Source organism: Clostridium sp. E02 (assembly GCF_003833015.1).
In the GTDB taxonomy this organism is placed as follows: Bacteria; Bacillota; Clostridia; order Lachnospirales; family Lachnospiraceae; genus Lacrimispora.
Window position 1 is genome coordinate 66,206 of record NZ_RJLQ01000015.1, and the last position, 17,235, is coordinate 83,440.

Below are 17,235 nucleotides of genomic sequence, written 5' to 3' on the forward strand. Positions count from 1 at the left end.
TCGTTGAAAAATAGAATGCTTACTTGATTAATCCCAGGGGAGGACTTTTTTTACGTCCTTGGAAGCCAAAGTATATCCACAGATCGATGTCATAGGGATGTCTTCCATATCATGTCCGGCTGCACAGCAGTCGGTTGGCTGGATAGAGAGCCAATTGCATAACGTCATTACCCCGTTTTTTTTGTTCGCTTTTGAAGCAACAATATAGAGGCAGTTTTTTTTGATAAAACACCTAAATTTTTTTGATTTTAATTTTAACGTTTCTTCAATTTGTGTACGTTCTAAATCCCTCCAGGTACGGCTGGCTGGTTTTTCAAGAGTAAGCATGTAAACAAGATCCTTCTCCTGAAAAATTCGAAGTCGACAACCAAATTCTCCCTGTTTTTTCTCTAGTATAGGGAGAATCAAAGGGTCCAAAGGCAAATATAATTCTTTTTCAACTTGTGATGCCTTTGCATTTAAGACCACATGAGCACCTCCGGAAAAGATTCCACCACGAAAAAGAGGGAATATATCCCGGCATCGCCGGCTGGCCTCCTGATAGGTTTGAGAGGTGGCAAAAAATAGTGGTCCATTCTCTTTCTGGGTCTTTAAAAAAGAAACTATATCAGGATCTGGGGTAATACTCTTTTCTGAGATCAATGTTCCATTAATGTTAAAAAAGAGTGCTTTTGGTTTCCATGGGATTCGGAATTGAGGATAGGGTCCAAAAACATTCACCCCATCGACGTATGGACTCTTTAAGAAATAAGAATCCATCTTCTGGAATGCCTTACATTCATCCTCAGTATAATCTGATTTTGCATTCTCTACGGGATCAACCCATATATAAATCTTATTGGGTAATTTGTTTCTAAGCTCTTTTATTATCTCCATATGTTCTGGGATGCCGATTACACCAACACTGAATGAAATCTCCTCCTTAAACAGTTTGTTGCATTTACGAACAAACCGGGAGATGGATTCCATCTCTGGATGATAGACGGCACAAATCTTTAGTTTTTCCATACGGCCGCCTGCCGCCTGAAATATCTTAAGACTTTTTGTTATGGAAAAGCTTAAGTTTGTCTGAGCTCCTACCGCATCGATACCGTCAAGACACGTCAACATAGCCATGCCTTTCCAATAATATGGATAAATAAGAGCTTCTCCAGCTGGAGAGATTAACACAGCCTTAGTCGTCTGGCTCCCTGCTTGGTCCTTAAAAGTTTCTAGGAACCGATCAAACTGATCCTTATCATTGGAAGCCTCTTGCGTCGAAGGTTCCGTACTAGGAATGGGACAGTAGGTACAGTTGTAATTGCAGTTTTTTAAAAATCCTGGGTATAAAAGGGTATTTGCTTCTAAGTCTGTCCCCATACCGGTGGTTGAATCAAGTACTTGCTGTGGATAACGGATTGTAGTTTGGGCATAACTGTGCATAACTTCCTAAACTCCTTGTCTTACAGTAAAAAGTAATAGTATGATAGTAAATAGATGTATAATACTTTTTATGATAGCATATTGAGTCGGTGGTGTAAATCTTTAAAAGAGGGTTAACCATTCACATTTTACAACAAATAGGCTATAATAGGATTTGGAAGACCAGAATCTGAGCCATAATCAGATGGAAAGAGGAGGGATAATAATGAAGAATAAAAAAGTTCTAGCATTTGCATTGACCGCCGTATTTGCCTTGGGGATCAATCTCGGTACAGCACAAGCTGCGACGAAAAAAATTACGGATGTGAATTTAACGATAACGGCCGATATTGTCTCCGGCGATTTGGTTGCGGATCAGCAAGCAGAAGTAACCGCAAAAACCAGTAAGATTAATGTAGGAGACTGTGTATTTTTTAACGATGAATTTCGATGGACAGATACTGACATTCCAAGAATGGAAGTAAAGCTTTATGCAGAGGATGGTTATTATTTTTCCACCTATGATACCAGCTATACCATCGTTGGTGGGACTTATGTTAAGCAAAAAAGGGAAGACTTTAGCAAGACGCTGACGGTTACCATTGATTTGCCGCCTGTGAATGAATTTACCCAGAAAATCCAGGAAGCCTATTGGAGTGACGATCATACTGCAAGTTGGAGAAAATCTTCAGGTGCTGGAAGGTATGAAGTAAAACTCTACCGTAATGGAAAACGTATGGGTAATGTGGATACCACGGAGGAAACGAGTCTTGATCTTAGGGACGCTCTGACAAAACCGGGAACTTATTTCTTTCGAGTTCGTCCCATGAACAAAATAAACCCACAAAATAGTGGGGAGTGGGTAGAATCTTCGTCAAGAAGTGTTAATGAGTCCATGGCACAGGCAAACCGGCTGACCAACAAAGAGGAAGGGATCTTTCAAAGGAATGAGACTGGCTGGTGGTATGAAAACAGCGACGGCACCTTTCCTGTAAATAGTTGGAAAAAAGTGAATAAGAAATGGTATTATTTTGATGCTCGGGGCTATATGAAAACCGGTTGGATCAGCTGGAATCAAAAGCAGTATTATTGCGATGAGGAAAGCGGTCAGATGCTTTTTAGTTGTATCACTCCGGACGGAGCAACGGTGGGGGAAGACGGAGCCAAAAATCCTTAAATATTTAAAATCTGCGGGCTGCGATTGATGCAGTCCGCAGATTTTTTCTGAACGAATAAAATCAAATACTTGTGGGATTTTACAATCTATCATATAATAACACGAAGGAGCTAGATGAGAATGGCAGAAAAAAAGAATCGAAACTATTATGGATGGATCCTATGGGTGGCAGTTTTATGGATTCTGTGTTTAACCGGATGTGGAGATTCCATTGCAAATCATGCGCTCCCACAGGAGTCTGGACAGAAGAAAGAATCTACGTTACCAACGAGCAAAGGACTGACCTATCATGCCATTGATGTGGGACAGGGAGATAGTACCTTAATAGAAGCCGATGGGCATTTTATGTTGATTGATGCAGGGGAAAAAGTACAGGGTCCAGTGGTGGTTTCCTATTTGAAAAAACAAGGAGTAGAGACTTTGGACTATGTAATAGGCACCCATCCCCACTCCGATCATATTGGAGGCTTAGAGGCAGTCATACGCGAATTTGACGTGAAAAAAGTGATTCTACCAGAAAAAGAACACACCACAAGGGTATATGAAAATCTCCTTTCGGCAATTGAAGATAAAAATTTAAAAATAACGTTACCTAGAGTCGGAGACCGGTATGAACTGGGAGATGCAGTTTTTCAGATCATCAGTCCGGTTAAGGATTATGGCAATGATCTGAATAATTGGTCCGTTGGAATGGAACTGACCTATGGGAAAAACAGATTTGTGCTTTGTGGGGATGCGGAAAAAGAAGCAGAAGCAGACATGGTAAAACAGGGAGTATTAGAAAAAGCAGATGTGTTGAAACTTTCTCATCATGGAAGCAGAAGCTCATCCTCTCCTGAATTTATGGATGCGGTTCAGCCTCGGTATGCGATCATCTCTTGTGGCAAGGACAATGATTACGGGCATCCACACAAAGAGATAAAAACCATGTTAAAAGAACGAAACATCACATATTTTCGAACAGATGAACTTGGAACCATTGTTATTAAAAGTGACGGAACCAATCTTAGTGTACCTAAAAACGGTGCGTCTATGACGATACCGAATGGGGAATCAAGTGAAACCAGTCAGACGTTACGCAGGGAGTATATTGTTAATACCAATACCAAAAAGTTTCACTTACCGGATTGTAAATATGCAAACTCCATGAAAAAAGAGAATCAGAAAACCGAGACAGGAACAAGAGACGAGTTGGTTCATATGGGCTATGAGCCTTGTAAAACCTGTAATCCATAACATGTGGATCGGAAGGGGGAATACGTATGAAATACATCATAGATCGAATAGAAGAAGAAATTATTTTTTGTGAAGATGAGACTGGCAATCAGGCAAAGCTTCGGGTGGAACAATTGCCAGGTAAAGCTGTGGAAGGCGATATCTTAGAAATGGTAGATGGAGTTTGGATCATAGACGTGGCAGAAACCAAAAAACGGAAAGATGCCATGCGGCAAAAGTTGAAAAGACTGATAGAATAAAGGATTTGAATCTATGAAAAATTATATTGTACTGGATCTTGAATGGAACCAAAGTGCCGGAGGAAAGGAAGAGTCAGTTGAAAAATTTCCTTTTGAAATCATAGAGATCGGAGCAGTTCGATTGGATGATTCTATGGAAGAGAAAGGGGAGTTTAGACGGCTGATTAAACCCAGGGTATATCCCGAACTTCATGAAAAAATATTAGAAGTAACTCATATAGAAAAAGAAATACTGATGAGAGAAGGCTTGGAGTTTAAAGATGCAATCAGAGATTTCATCTCATGGTGTGGGGATGATCCCATATTTTGCACCTGGGGCTCTATGGATTTGACGGAACTGCAGCGTAATATTACGTATTATGAACTTCCAAGTCCATTTTTAGAACCTTTGCTCTATTATGATATCCAGAAACTTTACAGCCTTCATAATGGGGATGGGAAAAGCAGATTGTCTCTTGATATTGCCGTAGGGGAGATGGGAATATTAGAAGAAAGACCATTTCACCGTGCGCTTGACGATGCCCATTATACGGGGCGTATCATGGGGCAGATGGATTTTAGCCGAGTGGAGGCCTATTGGTCTATTGATTATTATAGATTGCCTCAACGAAAAGAAGAAGAAGTATATCTGGTGTTTCCAGATTACTCCAAATATATATCAAGACCGTTTGAAACCAAACAAGATGCCATAGCGGATAAAACAGTAACTGATTTAATCTGTTGCAAATGCAACCGGATGCTAAGAAAAAAAATCCGATGGTTTACTTCAAACCAAAAATTTTATACGGCTTTAGGTCTTTGTCCGGTTCATGGCAGTGTCAAGGGGAAGATCCGTTTGCGAAGAAATGAAGACGGGCAGATCTATGTAGTCAAGACAATGAAACTTGTGGATTCAGAGGAGATCTTAGGGATCTATGAAAAAAAAGAGGAAGCTAAAAAAAAACGGGTAGAAAAAACGAAAATCAGAAAACAGAATAAAAAAAAGGGGACCCATCCCCTTTCTTAATTTTCGCTTTCTCTCATCCGGTATCCCACTCCGATTTCAGTAAAGATATAATAAGGCTCTCCTGGATTAACTTCCATCTTTCTTCGGATGTGAGCCATATTGACCCTTAGAATCTGGTTGTTGCTGTCCGCATAAGGCCCCCAGATTCGGTTAATGATAAAATCATAGGTTAGAACTTTACCGGAATTTTCTGCAAGCAATGATACCAGCTTATATTCAATCTGTGTTAGATGAATGGGAATCTCGTTTAAAGTGATCAGTCGTTTGGTAAAATCAATGGTCAGTCCTTGACAACGGTATGGGATCTGAACCACCGTGCCGTCAGACGACCGGACCGTCTGTTTCCCGTGACGAAGTGCAGTACGGATTCGGGCCAATAGTTCATTGGTACCAAAAGGCTTGGTGATATAATCATCCGCCCCCAAATCAAGAGCGGATACTTTTTCAAATTCTTGGGTTCTGGCTGATATAACAATGATTGGGATAGAAGTCCAGCTTCTTACACTTTTAATCAGATCGGTCCCATCCATATCGGGAAGTCCAAGGTCCAAAAGAATGACATCCGGACAAGAGGAATTAATAAGAGAAATCCCCTCATTACCAGTATTTGCGGTAATTACTTTATAATCATGTCTTTCTAATACACGTTCCATAAAACTTAAAATATTTTTCTCATCTTCAATTATGATAATCGTAAATTTATTCACAAGAATTTTCTCCTAGTGGTAGTGTAAAAGTAAAAAGTGCGCCCTGATTCATATTAAAGGCTGTGATGGAGCCGTTGTGTGCTGTTATGATGGTTTTACAGATGGATAGACCGATTCCCATTCCTTTTTTTGTATCACAACAGTGGTCAGAGGAAGAAGCATGTCCATCGAATAAGGAATGAAGTCTTTCTGGTGAAATCCCATCGCCATAATCCCGGATATCAAACCGGGCACAGTCTCCCTGCGTGGATATAGTGATCTGTATGGGGGCGGTTGTATTGGAATGACAAGCAGCATTTTCCAGAAGGTTTATAATTACTTGTTCAATTAATGTCGCATCCATAGGTACCATTACAAGAGCGTCGGGTACGGTAACACGCACCATTACATCTGGAATTCGCTTGTGAAACCGTTGTACCGCTTCTGAGGCAACTTCTTCGAAAGGTTCGTAAGATTTGCTCACTTGGGCTTTTGTATTGCGGATTCTGGTGACACTTAGTAGGTTTTCTACCATATTTAAAAGCCAATTGGCATCTTCTCGGATTTCGTTCACGAGTCTAGATTTCTCTTCGTATGAAAGAGATTTATCATCCTCTAGATAAGAACTGCTGGCACCGATGATTCCCGTAAGAGGGGTTCTCAGGTCGTGAGAGACTGCACGAAGCAGATTGGCACGCATGGTCTCTTTTTCAGCCTCCATTAACATCTTTTCCCGTTCGTTGATGATCCGGTTCTGCTCCTTTAGGTGAGAGGTCGTAGCACTGGTTAGGCTTGAGATAAGCAAAAGTGCAATAAAAGTGATGGGATATCCTTCCAGGGTAAAGTTAAGAAGCATAAAAGGATAAGTAAAAATTAAGTTAACGCAAATCACACTAATAAAAGATGCGATTACGCCCGGAACATAACCATTTGAAAAGCGTGAGATGAAAACCACTGCCATCATGTATACAATCCCCACATTAGCGGTATCTCCTGCTACAAAAAACAGGAGACATGAGATAGCTGTGGCTCCTGAAAGATATGAAAACGTAATACAGATGTTCCACACTAGTTCTTTTTTTGTCATTTTATTGGAGTGTTCCATGGTCAACCCACCATCAACGGAAGGTAAAATGGTTCCGTCGTCCTTTTTTCTTAGAAGTATAACTGCTTTTTCTTTGTTCCAGTATAGAATTAAACTCATCTGCTGAAACACCGGAATCTTTTAGGCGTCTCATCCTTTGTTCTCTCCGAATTAAGTAATCCTGCTGTTCTCTGTGCTTGCGATAAATAAAAAATGCCGATGCACCACCAATGAAAGCGATCGCCCCTACACCACCAAGAACGAGCCACGCAGCGAGTGGAATTTCAAACGGTCGCAGTGCTTTTTCTCGGTATGCCTTTGCTTCTGCCTCTGCTTCTTCTTTGGACTTTTTTGTATCTTTGTCTAAAACTTTTTCAGAGGACACATCCTCTGCAGCCTCTTTCGCCCCACCATCTTTTGAAATTGGGGTTTCTTTTTTCGTGGTTTCCTTAGGAAAGAGGGCATGATTGATCATCAAAAATGTATTTCCAACCACACGGTCATTGTATCGGTAGTTAATTTTTGCAATGGCATTCTCTGGATCATCAGAAGAAATATCGTAACTTAATTCTGCATGTGCATCATAGAAATCAGCGGTTTTCGGAAGTATGATGTGGCTGTCTGGGTCGAGAATAAGTGCTTCTGGTTTGGTAATAGACAAACCACTAAAATTTAAATCACTAGTCACAGAATTGTAAGTTTTTTCATAGTCTGCTGCTTTTAAAGAGACGAAGTTTTCAAAGCCAAAATCCAATAGATTTTTCGTGTCTGTCCAGTACTGAGGGGTGGTTCCTTTTAAAATAATTGTGATCAGTTTCATTCCGTTTTTCTGCGCACAGGTGATCAGTGTATTTCCCGCTAACGTGGTATAACCTGTTTTTCCGCCGATAACTCCGGGATAATAGAAAGGAGTCTTTCGAATCATCTTATGACCTGGATGAATCGAAAGCCCTTCTTTATTAATGGAATTTGGAGGGAGCTTGTAATGAGTGGTCGAGTCAATCTCTTCAAACACAGGATTTTCAAAAGCAGCTTTGGCAATTAGTGCCATATCATAAGGGGAAGTATAATGTTCGGGGTTGTTTAGTCCACTTGGGTTGGCAAAATGTGTATTCTGGCATCCCAATTCTTTGGCACGGGCATTCATCTGATCTGCAAAAGCTTCTCTGCTTCCTGCCACATGTTCTGCAAGGGCGTTGGCGGATTCGTTGGCGGATTTAAGAAGAAGGGCGTAAAGGCAGTCTTTGACTGACAGCTTATCCCCTTCATTGATTCCTGCGTTGCTGCTTCCTGATTCCACATTAAACACAGCGTCGTGGGAGAAGGTTACGGTTTCATCTAGATTACAGTTTTCGATTACCAAAAGTGCAGTCATAACTTTGGTAATACTGGCAGGAAAATAAGTTTTGTGAATGTTTTGCCCCCATAAGACGGTACCGGTGTCGCCATCAATAAGGATTGCACCCTCTGCCTTAACTGAAACCCCGCTTGGCCAGTCAGCAGAGGCATATATGAGGGTGGGGTGCGCAGATATAAGCACAAACAGACACAGGAAAAAAACTGTGATTTTTCTTTTTTTATGAGTCATATTTTATAATCTCTCCGTTGGTTTTTAATCCGTTTTTATAAAGTACTTCAAGCTACAGTATATGTGATTTGAGACGGTAAGTAAAGATTATTTGATATTTTCCCTGTATTTTCGCAGGATTATAAAGCTGATAATAAGGATGAATAGGACGCTGGAAATAGTAAGGAATCCAATATAAAACACTGTGTCCCGGAAAAATCCTTCTGGTACAATGTTAATGAGCATATCCGTAGAAGGGTCAAGCATCCAGAAATCATTATGAAAAAAAATACGATGGAATAATATAAAATATTTGGTAAAGTCCGTGGATATAATTCCTGCAATTCCAGCAATCAGACAGAAAAAAAGTCCCGTTCCAATGCAAAGTGATTTTATAAAGGTGGTTTGAAACGTGGTTTTTAACAATATTAGTAGAAGCAGGCAGATTGCCATAATGAGAAGACAGGCTCTTCGTAGGGATAAGGCACCAAGAAATAGTCCCTTAACATCTTCCATATGAGCGATTTCACGGGCATTAAAAAACTCTCGGTTTACACCACCCATAGTGGTTTCTACATGAAGATCTTCCCGGTTTCCCCTTAAATAGGACATCATTTCCCCAGTGACATCGAGTAAATCTTCCATGGTCATGGACACCGCTTCGGGTACATGATACTTTGCATATTCTTTTTCAAAATAACCAGGAGTCCAGTAAACGGCGGCTTCTACAGATGTAAAAAGCAGAACAATCATAAGACAGATAGAGAATATAATTCCAATGGTATATTGTAGTACTTTAGTCATGACGTGTTTCCTTTCTTTCATCAATTTTTACTGCGGTAGGGAGATTCCAACAAAAACGGGCAGCTAATAAACGGATGAGCACGATGGAAAAGGCACCGGTTAACATTGCTGCATCTTCGTTCATGCAATTCATAAGGAAAGCATATATAAGTGCACCAGTAATGGCGGCACAGGCATAAACATGTTTTTTCAAGACATGAGGTGTTTGTCCGGCTAGAATATCTCTTAAAATCCCCCCGCCCACTCCAGTGATGACCCCTAGGAATATGGTAAGAAATTGATAATCTTTGTAGCCAGATAAAAGTGCCATATCCATACCAACGACTGTAAACGCACCAAGTCCTATGGCATCGAATAGATTCATTATTTTTTCATATGTTACCATCCATGGCCCAGATATAAACTTCTGGTTTTTTCTTACTAATATAAATAAAAGCATAACCGTTATAAACGCAAGAAATACATAAATGGGATCCTTAAATAGGGCTGGGGGGAAATTTCCAAGAATGATGTCTCTTAGCATTCCCCCTCCCACTGCAGTGGTTACCCCTAAAACGATGATTCCTAACAGATCCAATTGTTTTTTAATTGCCACCATAGCCCCGGAAGAGGCAAATGCGATGGTACCGATTGCTTCGACAAAGAAAAGTAAAGTAAATTCTATTTTCATGGAAAACCTCCAATTATAAACGTAGGGAAATTAAGGAAAGTATAAGAGTTGTACGGGCGTTTGTCAATATGATTGGATCAGTACACGTTTCACCAACTACTTATATATCCATTTTTCAGCATAAAACTGCTTAATTTTGCATCTTCAAAGCCCCGCTGCAGTTTTTGGTTCTTGAATCGAGTATTCATATCCCAGTCTTAATTTCTTTTGCAACAGTAGTTCTATCCTTGCCGCCAGCCAGATTATTTTAACATAAAATAAGATCAACATTTTCATGCTGATCTTATTTGTAAGAAATATTCCATACCTCTCTTAAACATGTATAGCTTTATGAATCTTCGATTCCATTTTTCCTATTTCCAGTTATCTTTCTCCTCAGCGTAAAGTGCTGGAAGGATGGCTGCAAGATTGGTAAATTCCTTTATATTATGTGTAAATAGTGCTTTCGGTGCCATCTCTGGCATACAAACTCCATCTGGTACTACTTTGGTAAGTGATCCATCAATGAGAGCATATCCCATCCAGAACCTGCTGATCAGCTGAATTCCTCCCTCAACTTTACAGAACTTATGTGTCATAAATGCTGGTGTATCTCCTTCACCTACTGCGCATACTAGGGAGTTACAGTTATCACCACCGATTAATGTCTCGTCATATCCACAATCTCTTGGACGCATAAAATGCATTCGTAATGGAGATGGCCCCATTCCAATATCCTCAAGAATGTCATGATCCACTCCCCAAGTCTTCTCATTCATTGGAACTTCTGGATTTAAAATATACTCTGGTTTATTCGCTCTTGCATAATAGTGATCATCATGATCCCATAGCTTATATCTTAAGTCACTTCCGATTGGATGCCATGCAAACCACCAGTCCATCATTTCTACCGTAACCCTAGGCATAAAAGTTTTGTTGGCAACATATCCAGTTCCGTTTTCAGCAACGCCATAGCCAACTTGTGCTCCGGTATCTTTTCCTGCTAAGAATAGATTTCGATCCTCGATTTTTAAGATGTCCAACTTGTCCAATGCCGGACCTGCTGCGATGGCAAGTTTCTCGGCTGGAATCGCAGCAAGTTCTTGATTAAAATATTTCACATAAGATAACTTTTTTTCTTCTTCCGTTAAAGTAACCATCTCTTATTTTCCTTTTCTATTATTTCTAAAAATTTGTAACAATCGTTTCTGAAATAAATCTACTAAAACCCCAACATACCAGACTCCTGCCAGCATGGCTACACCAATCTGTAATGGTAGAGAACCAATCTTACCAATTCCTAATGGTGCAAGAATGGTAAGACCAATGGCCCATCCGCAAAGCCAGGATGGTACAAAGACAATCTTCTCTAAAAGAGTTCCTGCAATTACAGCAATTCCTCCTAATACAAACAAGGTAAGATACAATTCTATATTTTCATTTAGCTGCATTATGTCCATCAGCTTAAGTGCAAGGACTGCCCAAGCATCTCCGAGCAAAAATCCAACTGAGATAGGAACTGCCATGGAGAGTTTACTTCCATTCGCCACATAAAGTCCTGCACAAATCAAGGCAACTGCTCCTGTCGTAACGCCTAGATAAGGACTCAGGACTGCCCAAGCGGGCGGCAATAAAGCAATGCCTATAGCCAAGGTCAAGGTATTTAGCCATTTCTCTTTTTTCATATCTTAGATGTTCCTATTCCTGAATCATTTCGATGGACTTTTCATCCGCTCCAATTTTTAAAGCTGCGATATAAGCCGTTCTTGTACATTGATCCACTTTTCCTGGTTTGATAGCATCTCCGATAATCTGAAGGTTTGCATTGCCTACAGCTTCCTTCAATGCTGTAAAATCAAGGCTTCTCATTCCTAATGCATAAAGAATGGTATCTGCTTCTAATACCTGTACTCCATCTGTATTTTCAATCTTAACACTATGATCTGTAATCTCAAGACACTTTGTGTTTGGCAATATAACCATATGATTCTTTTCCATCTCACCTACAAGAGCTTCACGATACATACCATATGCTTCATTTGCGACACGATCTAGCTTCTCCACAACGGTAACCTCATGTCCAGTCTTTTGTAAATGAAGTCCAGCTTCACATCCAACCAAACCACCACCGATCATTACAATCTTCTTTCCTGGCGTGCAAGTTCCATTGTATGCTTCCATTGCCTGATGAGCATTCTCAATTCCATTGATTGGAGGACAAGTTGGTTTTGAACCAGTTGCTATAATCACAGAATCTGCTGCAGATTCACGAATGAATTCTGGTGTTGCTTCTGTATTCATTAAGATTTCTACATTTGCACGTTTCACTTCACGGATCATCATATCTTTGAAATTACGTAAATCTGGCTTATCTACATCAACATCCGTAAAGTACAATAACCCACCAAGCTTATCGCTCTTTTCTACTAATGTTACTTTATGTCCTCGCTCTGCAGCTGTGATTGCAGACTGCATACCAGCAATACCACCGCCGATAATCAACACTTTCTCACTTTTTACAGGTGCTGGCAGGGTATCGATATCAAAAGGTAAATGTGCTTTTGGATTAATCGTACAATGTCCTACGAAAAGAGCTAATTGTTCACTTGTAAATGGAAGATCATCATAACCTTCTTCTGGAGAACCTGGGAAGCATTTATAACAACGCAGACAACGACGAATCTGTGCTTCATCCCCACTCATACATTTCTTTGTAAAGTCAGGATCAGCAAGCATCTGTCTTCCTAAGATAGCAAAGTCGATCATTCCTGCTGCAATTGCTTCTTCACACTGTTCTGGGGAGTTAATTCCACCAACTGCTCCAACGGGAAGAGAAGTATATTTTTTAATGATGGAAGCTGGTTGAATATTTAATCCATGATCATGGAACATACTGCTCTCTGTTCCAGATTCTACGGATTCTGCATAGATACCGCAAGTAACATGTACTGAAGTTATGTATGGCTCAGCCATTTGAATAAATCTACCTGTTTCTTCTGGTGTAATACCACCTGGCTGATGATCGGTTCCATCAATTCTAAGTTCAAATAAGAAATCAGGACCCACTGCATCTCTAATTGCTTTGCAGACTTGTAATGGGAACTTTGCACGATTTTCAAGACTTCCGCCATACTCATCCGTACGTTTATTGATCAATGGGGATAAGAACTGTGTAAAGATAAATCCATGTCCGCCATGTACTAAGATTCCATCAAATCCAGCTTTTTGCATATAGGTAGCTGCCACAGCAAATTCACTGGCAACACGGTCCATATCTTCTTTTGTCATCGCACGTGATTTGACTCCAGCTAGATTGACTGCATCACATGGTCCAATTGCTTCTTCCTCTGGTGAAAATGGAACTTTTTCTAGTCCGCAGTGAACAAGTTCTGCTAACGCAATACAATCATGTTTCTTAATTCGTGTTGCATATGTACTAACTGCTTTGAATGTTTCCATATCTTCTTCTGGCTTTGCAAAATCAAATGGGCGAAAGCCTGGAATACGGATGGCATCGGTAAAGTTAATGTCTGTCTCTCCTAAGATAACACAGGCATTTCCACCTCTAGCTGGTCCTTCTAATTTACGATAAGAGATTTCTGCTGCCATTGGATTTTGTGCTACCAGACTAAATGCCATTGGAGCACTGACAATACGGTTTTTATAAACTCTATTTCCTACTTTCATTGGGCTAAGTAAATGTTCAAATTTCATAATAATAATCCTTCTTTCTACTCGATTATAATTGTCTTAAATTGAATTTCTTTGTACTTAGGAAGCTTGTCTGCAACGATCTTACGCTTCTCTGGATCCATAAAGAATCCTCCTTGTGTTTCTGCGATTTCATCACAATGTACCCCACGGCCTTCTTCTGTCGTTCGATCTCTTTCTAATCCGTTAGAAGCAATCACAAATTTCCATTTACCGTCTGCTGTTTTTTCTAAATCTCCACCTGCTCCACAAACGGTACATTCGATTGGATATTGGAGGCCTTTCCATTGTGGTTCTCCAAGACAAAGTGAATTACTATGACAGTTTGGACACCAGCCGTAATCAGGATCCCCTAACCATTTCCGCTCTTCTGGTTTTGTCTCTAATGCAGTCATTACATTCGCACCTATCTCTCTTGCTCTTGCAAGTTTTTCTTCATAGAGAAGAACCTGGGCCGGTGCTGGTACTTGGGTTGCCATATACATATCTACTACCTTGAAACTATTGGTAAATGTGGTTGCCTGCATACATTCCAGTGCCATAGACTGCCAGGAATGAGTAGAACCGCCTACTGCGATCAATGCTCCGATACGGTCTCTTGGTGCAATTGCACCAATCTTAGTTAGGAACGCTGATTCATACGCAAGATTTCTATGCATAAATTTCAAAAATAAAGAAGATGGCATTAGATCAAACGTTGGTGCGGCGAAAATAACGGCATCCTGATCTAACATAACTTCCATAATCTCTTTCTTATCATCCACCTTATCGAGGGAACATCCTGTATGTTTTCCCATAGACATTCCCATGGTACAGGAAGTACAGCCATTACAATCAACAATATTGTAATCTTTTAAATTAATCATTGTGATCTCGGCCCCCTTCTCTTGACAGACTAAAAGTGCCTCTTTTAATAAAATTTCCGAATTACTATTCTTTCTTCCAGCGGTTACACCCATTACTTTAAAACTCATTTTTTTCTCCAGACTTTCTTTTTCGTTTTTTTCTTTGGAAACGTTGAAACTAGCCAATTATTCTGCTAAAATAAATACGTTGTTTGTTTTGTTATATTTTTAACAACCTAATGTACTAATAGTTTAGCATAAATGCTTTCACTTGTGAAATTCGATTCTATATGAAATATTAATCACGTTTTTTTATTAATAAGGAGAGTTTATGAATTTACTTCAATTAGATTACTTTATTTCAGTTGCAAAGCACAAAAACTTTACAGCTGCCGCAAAAGAATATTACATATCACAGCCTTGTATCAGCCACCAGATCAAATCTCTGGAACGTGAACTTGGAGTGAACCTATTCACACGTAGTACTAGAACTGTAGAATTAACTGATGAAGGAGAGATTTTTCTACAAGATGCCATACGGGCAGTCGATCTTCTCAAACACTCCTGCTATAAGCTTCAGCAACGCAATGAGAGTGTGATGAAATTAAAGATTGGACACCTGGCCGCTCCTACTAGAAATTTTCTTCCCAGTGTCGTACAAGAATTTAAAAAACTCCATCCCAATATAAAAATTAATCTCTATCGACAGGATGCCGCGCAACTATATCAAAGTGCAGCAAACCATGCATATGATATCTACTTTACTATGTTTCATGATCTCATGCCTCTAAATGGTCTCTCCTCAAAGATCATTCAGACCGACCATTACTGCTTGGTAACACCAAAGAATCATCCTGCCACCAAACATCTTGCCTTGAATTATGAGGAACTCGCCAAGGAACCCTTTGTCTTTATGGATCCAGCCCGTGCTGTCACCATGCACCAACAAGTACTTGAACTATGCAAACATATGAACTTTACCCCACGGATTGTGAGTACCTATCCTCTCTATGAAGATATTCTATTTGCAATTGAATCTGGTATCGGTATCTCCATTCTTCCATACCACTCTAAGGAGTATATGAACAATGAAAATCTTACTTACACCCTATTAGATTTTACCAATATTTCCATTGCCCTTGCTCTGGCATGGCACAAGAATACAGACAATCCTGCCGTTGCTTTGTTTTTGGATACATTCAAAGAATATATGCAAAAGCACCCCAATATTTTTATATAACCTATGATTGACTGCAGTATGACCAACTTTTACTTGCAATTTCTTGTGAAATTATATATGATATGAAAAAAAGTTCAAAAATGAACAAAATTTTAATTTATTCATCTACAAAAGAGAAGAATACAGAAAAATTTGGTAAACGGTGGAACTTGACAATCTGATCTCAGAAAGAGGTGTTTGCATGATGGATCATAATGAATTTATGAATAATGTAAAAGAATGGTCGGATATTTGTATGAGTGATGAAAGAATTGACTTGGAAACCTATGATAAATTAGATGTCAAACGCGGACTTAGAGACAAAAATGGAAGCGGTGTGGTTGCCGGTTTGACCAAGGTATCAAAAATCCAATCAAGTAAAACGGTAGATGGAGAAAAAATACCATGTGAGGGACAGTTGTTTTATCGTGGCTATAACATCTATGATCTGGTCAATGGAGTGGTAAAAGATAATCGGTTTGGATATGAAGAAATGTCTTATCTTCTATTATTTGGAGAACTTCCGGATATAGAGCAGTTAAAACGTTTCAAGGATACGTTAGGATACAGCCGTACACTTCCAACTAATTTCGTGAGAGATGTGGTAATGAAGGCACCAAGCCATGACATGATGACAAGCCTAGCAAGAAGCATTCTTACGTTATCATCCTATGATGAAAAAGCCAGTGACATCTCAGTATCAAATGTTCTTCGTCAGAGTCTTATGCTGATTAGTGTCATGCCTATGCTGGCTGTCTATGGTTACCATGCTTACAATCATTATGAGCGGGATGGGAGTATGTACATCCATAGACCGGATGAGAAACTTTCTACTGCAGAAAATTTATTAAGACTCCTAAGGCCGGATATGAAATATACCAGTGTTGAAGCACAGGTTTTGGATCTAGCTCTGATTCTTCATATGGAACACGGTGGAGGGAATAATTCTACGTTCACCACTCATGTTGTGACATCTTCTGGAACCGATACTTACAGTGTGGTGGCAGCGGCACTTGCATCCTTAAAAGGTCCCAAGCATGGCGGAGCTAATATTAAAGTGGTAGATATGATGGATGACTTAAAAAAAGAAGTAAAGGATTTAACGAATGAAAAAGAGGTGGAAGCTTATCTAAGAAAACTTCTTCACAAAGAGGCATTTGACCGGAAAGGTCTGATCTATGGAATGGGACATGCGGTATACTCAAAATCGGACCCTCGTGCTGAAATCTTTAAGGGATTTGTTAAACAGCTTTCGAAGGAGAAGGGGCGGTTAAACGATTTTAACCTTTATGCCTTGATGGAACGTTTGGCACCAGAGGTGATTGCCGATGAGAGAAAGATTTATAAAGGGGTGAGTGCAAATGTGGATTTTTACAGTGGCTTTGTATATAGCATGCTTGATATTCCAAAAGAATTATTTACCCCGATCTTTGCCATTGCAAGAATTGTAGGCTGGAGTGCCCATCGGATTGAAGAATTAATCAACATGGATAAAATCATTCGTCCCGCTTATGTCAGCGTAATGCAGGAGGAGGAATATAGGGATTTAAAAGAGAGGTAAAATTAGAGTATAGTTTGTAAAGCTTGAGAAAAGTCACTTGAATCTTAGTT

Annotated in this window: 16 protein-coding genes; 6 read left to right on the forward strand and 10 right to left on the reverse strand. The window is 39.8% G+C overall.

Translation table 11 applies throughout. From position 1 onward, the window contains the following. Window positions 1-27: 27 nt before the first annotated feature. Window positions 28-1,422 (reverse strand): HAD hydrolase family protein, encoded by a 1,395-nt coding sequence (locus tag EFT72_RS12420; RefSeq protein WP_124067243.1) that lies wholly within the window; start codon window positions 1,420-1,422, stop codon window positions 28-30. A gap of 205 nt (window positions 1,423-1,627) precedes the next feature. On the opposite strand from EFT72_RS12420, the gene EFT72_RS19795 reads away from it, so the two are divergent. The 4 genes from EFT72_RS19795 to EFT72_RS12440 all read left to right on the forward strand — a co-directional run bounded on the left by EFT72_RS19795 (window position 1,628) and on the right by EFT72_RS12440 (window position 5,059). Continuing rightward, the gene (locus tag EFT72_RS19795) at window positions 1,628-2,578 is read left to right on the forward strand and encodes a cell wall-binding protein (protein ID WP_124067244.1); all 951 of its coding nucleotides are present in this window, start codon (window positions 1,628-1,630) and stop codon (window positions 2,576-2,578) included. A gap of 120 nt (window positions 2,579-2,698) precedes the next feature. Further along, window positions 2,699-3,814 carry an MBL fold metallo-hydrolase gene (locus EFT72_RS12430; RefSeq protein WP_124067245.1) on the forward strand — a complete coding sequence of 372 codons (1,116 nt, stop codon included), beginning with the start codon at window positions 2,699-2,701 and terminating at the stop codon, window positions 3,812-3,814. Between the two features lie 26 nt (window positions 3,815-3,840). Then, entirely contained in the window at window positions 3,841-4,053 is a 213-nt protein-coding gene (locus EFT72_RS12435) for a DUF3006 domain-containing protein (RefSeq protein ID WP_124067246.1), read from the forward strand. Between the two features lie 13 nt (window positions 4,054-4,066). Further along, on the forward strand, window positions 4,067-5,059 hold the full coding sequence (locus EFT72_RS12440) for a 3'-5' exonuclease (RefSeq protein ID WP_124067247.1): 993 nt from the start codon (window positions 4,067-4,069) through the stop codon (window positions 5,057-5,059). Here the strand turns inward: EFT72_RS12440 and EFT72_RS12445 are convergent. The 9 genes from EFT72_RS12445 to EFT72_RS12485 all read right to left on the reverse strand — a co-directional run bounded on the left by EFT72_RS12445 (window position 5,056) and on the right by EFT72_RS12485 (window position 14,534). Further along, window positions 5,056-5,766, reverse strand: a complete 711-nt coding sequence (locus tag EFT72_RS12445; protein ID WP_124067248.1) for a response regulator transcription factor — start codon at window positions 5,764-5,766, stop codon at window positions 5,056-5,058. The two genes, EFT72_RS12440 and EFT72_RS12445, sit on opposite strands and share 4 nt — an antisense overlap. Continuing rightward, complete coding sequence (locus EFT72_RS12450) at window positions 5,759-6,949, reverse strand: DUF4118 domain-containing protein (protein ID WP_243110008.1); 1,191 nt, start codon at window positions 6,947-6,949, stop codon at window positions 5,759-5,761. The genes EFT72_RS12445 and EFT72_RS12450 overlap by 8 nt, the downstream gene beginning before the upstream one ends. After that, the gene (locus EFT72_RS12455) at window positions 6,864-8,417 is read right to left on the reverse strand and encodes a D-alanyl-D-alanine carboxypeptidase family protein (RefSeq protein ID WP_124067249.1); all 1,554 of its coding nucleotides are present in this window, start codon (window positions 8,415-8,417) and stop codon (window positions 6,864-6,866) included. Before EFT72_RS12455 ends, EFT72_RS12450 begins: the two co-directional genes overlap by 86 nt. A gap of 87 nt (window positions 8,418-8,504) precedes the next feature. After that, on the reverse strand, window positions 8,505-9,200 hold the full coding sequence (locus EFT72_RS12460) for a TIGR01906 family membrane protein (RefSeq protein ID WP_124067250.1): 696 nt from the start codon (window positions 9,198-9,200) through the stop codon (window positions 8,505-8,507). Continuing rightward, a complete protein-coding gene (locus tag EFT72_RS12465) occupies window positions 9,193-9,870 on the reverse strand; it encodes a trimeric intracellular cation channel family protein (RefSeq protein WP_124067251.1) in 678 nt (225 codons plus the stop codon). The genes EFT72_RS12460 and EFT72_RS12465 overlap by 8 nt, the downstream gene beginning before the upstream one ends. A 353-nt stretch (window positions 9,871-10,223) precedes the next feature. Continuing rightward, window positions 10,224-11,009 carry a phloretin hydrolase gene (locus EFT72_RS12470; protein WP_124067252.1) on the reverse strand — a complete coding sequence of 262 codons (786 nt, stop codon included), beginning with the start codon at window positions 11,007-11,009 and terminating at the stop codon, window positions 10,224-10,226. A gap of 3 nt (window positions 11,010-11,012) precedes the next feature. Continuing rightward, window positions 11,013-11,534 (reverse strand): DUF1097 domain-containing protein, encoded by a 522-nt coding sequence (locus EFT72_RS12475; RefSeq protein ID WP_124067253.1) that lies wholly within the window; start codon window positions 11,532-11,534, stop codon window positions 11,013-11,015. A 13-nt stretch (window positions 11,535-11,547) separates the two neighbouring features. Beyond that, window positions 11,548-13,563 carry an FAD-dependent oxidoreductase gene (locus EFT72_RS12480; protein WP_124067254.1) on the reverse strand — a complete coding sequence of 672 codons (2,016 nt, stop codon included), beginning with the start codon at window positions 13,561-13,563 and terminating at the stop codon, window positions 11,548-11,550. Between the two features lie 17 nt (window positions 13,564-13,580). Continuing rightward, complete coding sequence (locus EFT72_RS12485) at window positions 13,581-14,534, reverse strand: flavodoxin family protein (protein WP_124067255.1); 954 nt, start codon at window positions 14,532-14,534, stop codon at window positions 13,581-13,583. Between the two features lie 202 nt (window positions 14,535-14,736). On the opposite strand from EFT72_RS12485, the gene EFT72_RS12490 reads away from it, so the two are divergent. Both EFT72_RS12490 and EFT72_RS12495 read left to right on the forward strand, forming a co-directional pair. Next, the gene (locus EFT72_RS12490) at window positions 14,737-15,645 is read left to right on the forward strand and encodes a LysR family transcriptional regulator (RefSeq protein ID WP_124067256.1); all 909 of its coding nucleotides are present in this window, start codon (window positions 14,737-14,739) and stop codon (window positions 15,643-15,645) included. Between the two features lie 181 nt (window positions 15,646-15,826). After that, window positions 15,827-17,185, forward strand: coding sequence for a citrate/2-methylcitrate synthase (locus EFT72_RS12495; RefSeq protein ID WP_124067257.1), 1,359 nt, complete (start codon window positions 15,827-15,829; stop codon window positions 17,183-17,185). The last annotated feature ends 50 nt before the right edge of the window (window positions 17,186-17,235 follow it).

Excerpts from the sequence above, each read along its gene's own strand:
- EFT72_RS12420 (WP_124067243.1), bottom strand. The coding sequence starts at position 1,422 with ATGCACAGTTATGCCCAAACTACAATCCGTTATCCACAGCAAGTACTT.
- EFT72_RS19795 (WP_124067244.1), top strand. The coding sequence starts at position 1,628 with ATGAAGAATAAAAAAGTTCTAGCATTTGCATTGACCGCCGTATTTGCC.
- EFT72_RS12430 (WP_124067245.1), top strand. The coding sequence starts at position 2,699 with ATGGCAGAAAAAAAGAATCGAAACTATTATGGATGGATCCTATGGGTG.
- EFT72_RS12435 (WP_124067246.1), top strand. The coding sequence starts at position 3,841 with ATGAAATACATCATAGATCGAATAGAAGAAGAAATTATTTTTTGTGAA.
- EFT72_RS12440 (WP_124067247.1), top strand. The coding sequence starts at position 4,067 with ATGAAAAATTATATTGTACTGGATCTTGAATGGAACCAAAGTGCCGGA.
- EFT72_RS12450 (WP_243110008.1), bottom strand. The coding sequence starts at position 6,949 with ATGAGTTTAATTCTATACTGGAACAAAGAAAAAGCAGTTATACTTCTA.
- EFT72_RS12455 (WP_124067249.1), bottom strand. The coding sequence starts at position 8,417 with ATGACTCATAAAAAAAGAAAAATCACAGTTTTTTTCCTGTGTCTGTTT.
- EFT72_RS12460 (WP_124067250.1), bottom strand. The coding sequence starts at position 9,200 with ATGACTAAAGTACTACAATATACCATTGGAATTATATTCTCTATCTGT.
- EFT72_RS12465 (WP_124067251.1), bottom strand. The coding sequence starts at position 9,870 with ATGAAAATAGAATTTACTTTACTTTTCTTTGTCGAAGCAATCGGTACC.
- EFT72_RS12470 (WP_124067252.1), bottom strand. The coding sequence starts at position 11,009 with ATGGTTACTTTAACGGAAGAAGAAAAAAAGTTATCTTATGTGAAATAT.
- EFT72_RS12475 (WP_124067253.1), bottom strand. The coding sequence starts at position 11,534 with ATGAAAAAAGAGAAATGGCTAAATACCTTGACCTTGGCTATAGGCATT.
- EFT72_RS12480 (WP_124067254.1), bottom strand. The coding sequence starts at position 13,563 with ATGAAATTTGAACATTTACTTAGCCCAATGAAAGTAGGAAATAGAGTT.
- EFT72_RS12485 (WP_124067255.1), bottom strand. The coding sequence starts at position 14,534 with ATGAGTTTTAAAGTAATGGGTGTAACCGCTGGAAGAAAGAATAGTAAT.
- EFT72_RS12490 (WP_124067256.1), top strand. The coding sequence starts at position 14,737 with ATGAATTTACTTCAATTAGATTACTTTATTTCAGTTGCAAAGCACAAA.
- EFT72_RS12495 (WP_124067257.1), top strand. The coding sequence starts at position 15,827 with ATGATGGATCATAATGAATTTATGAATAATGTAAAAGAATGGTCGGAT.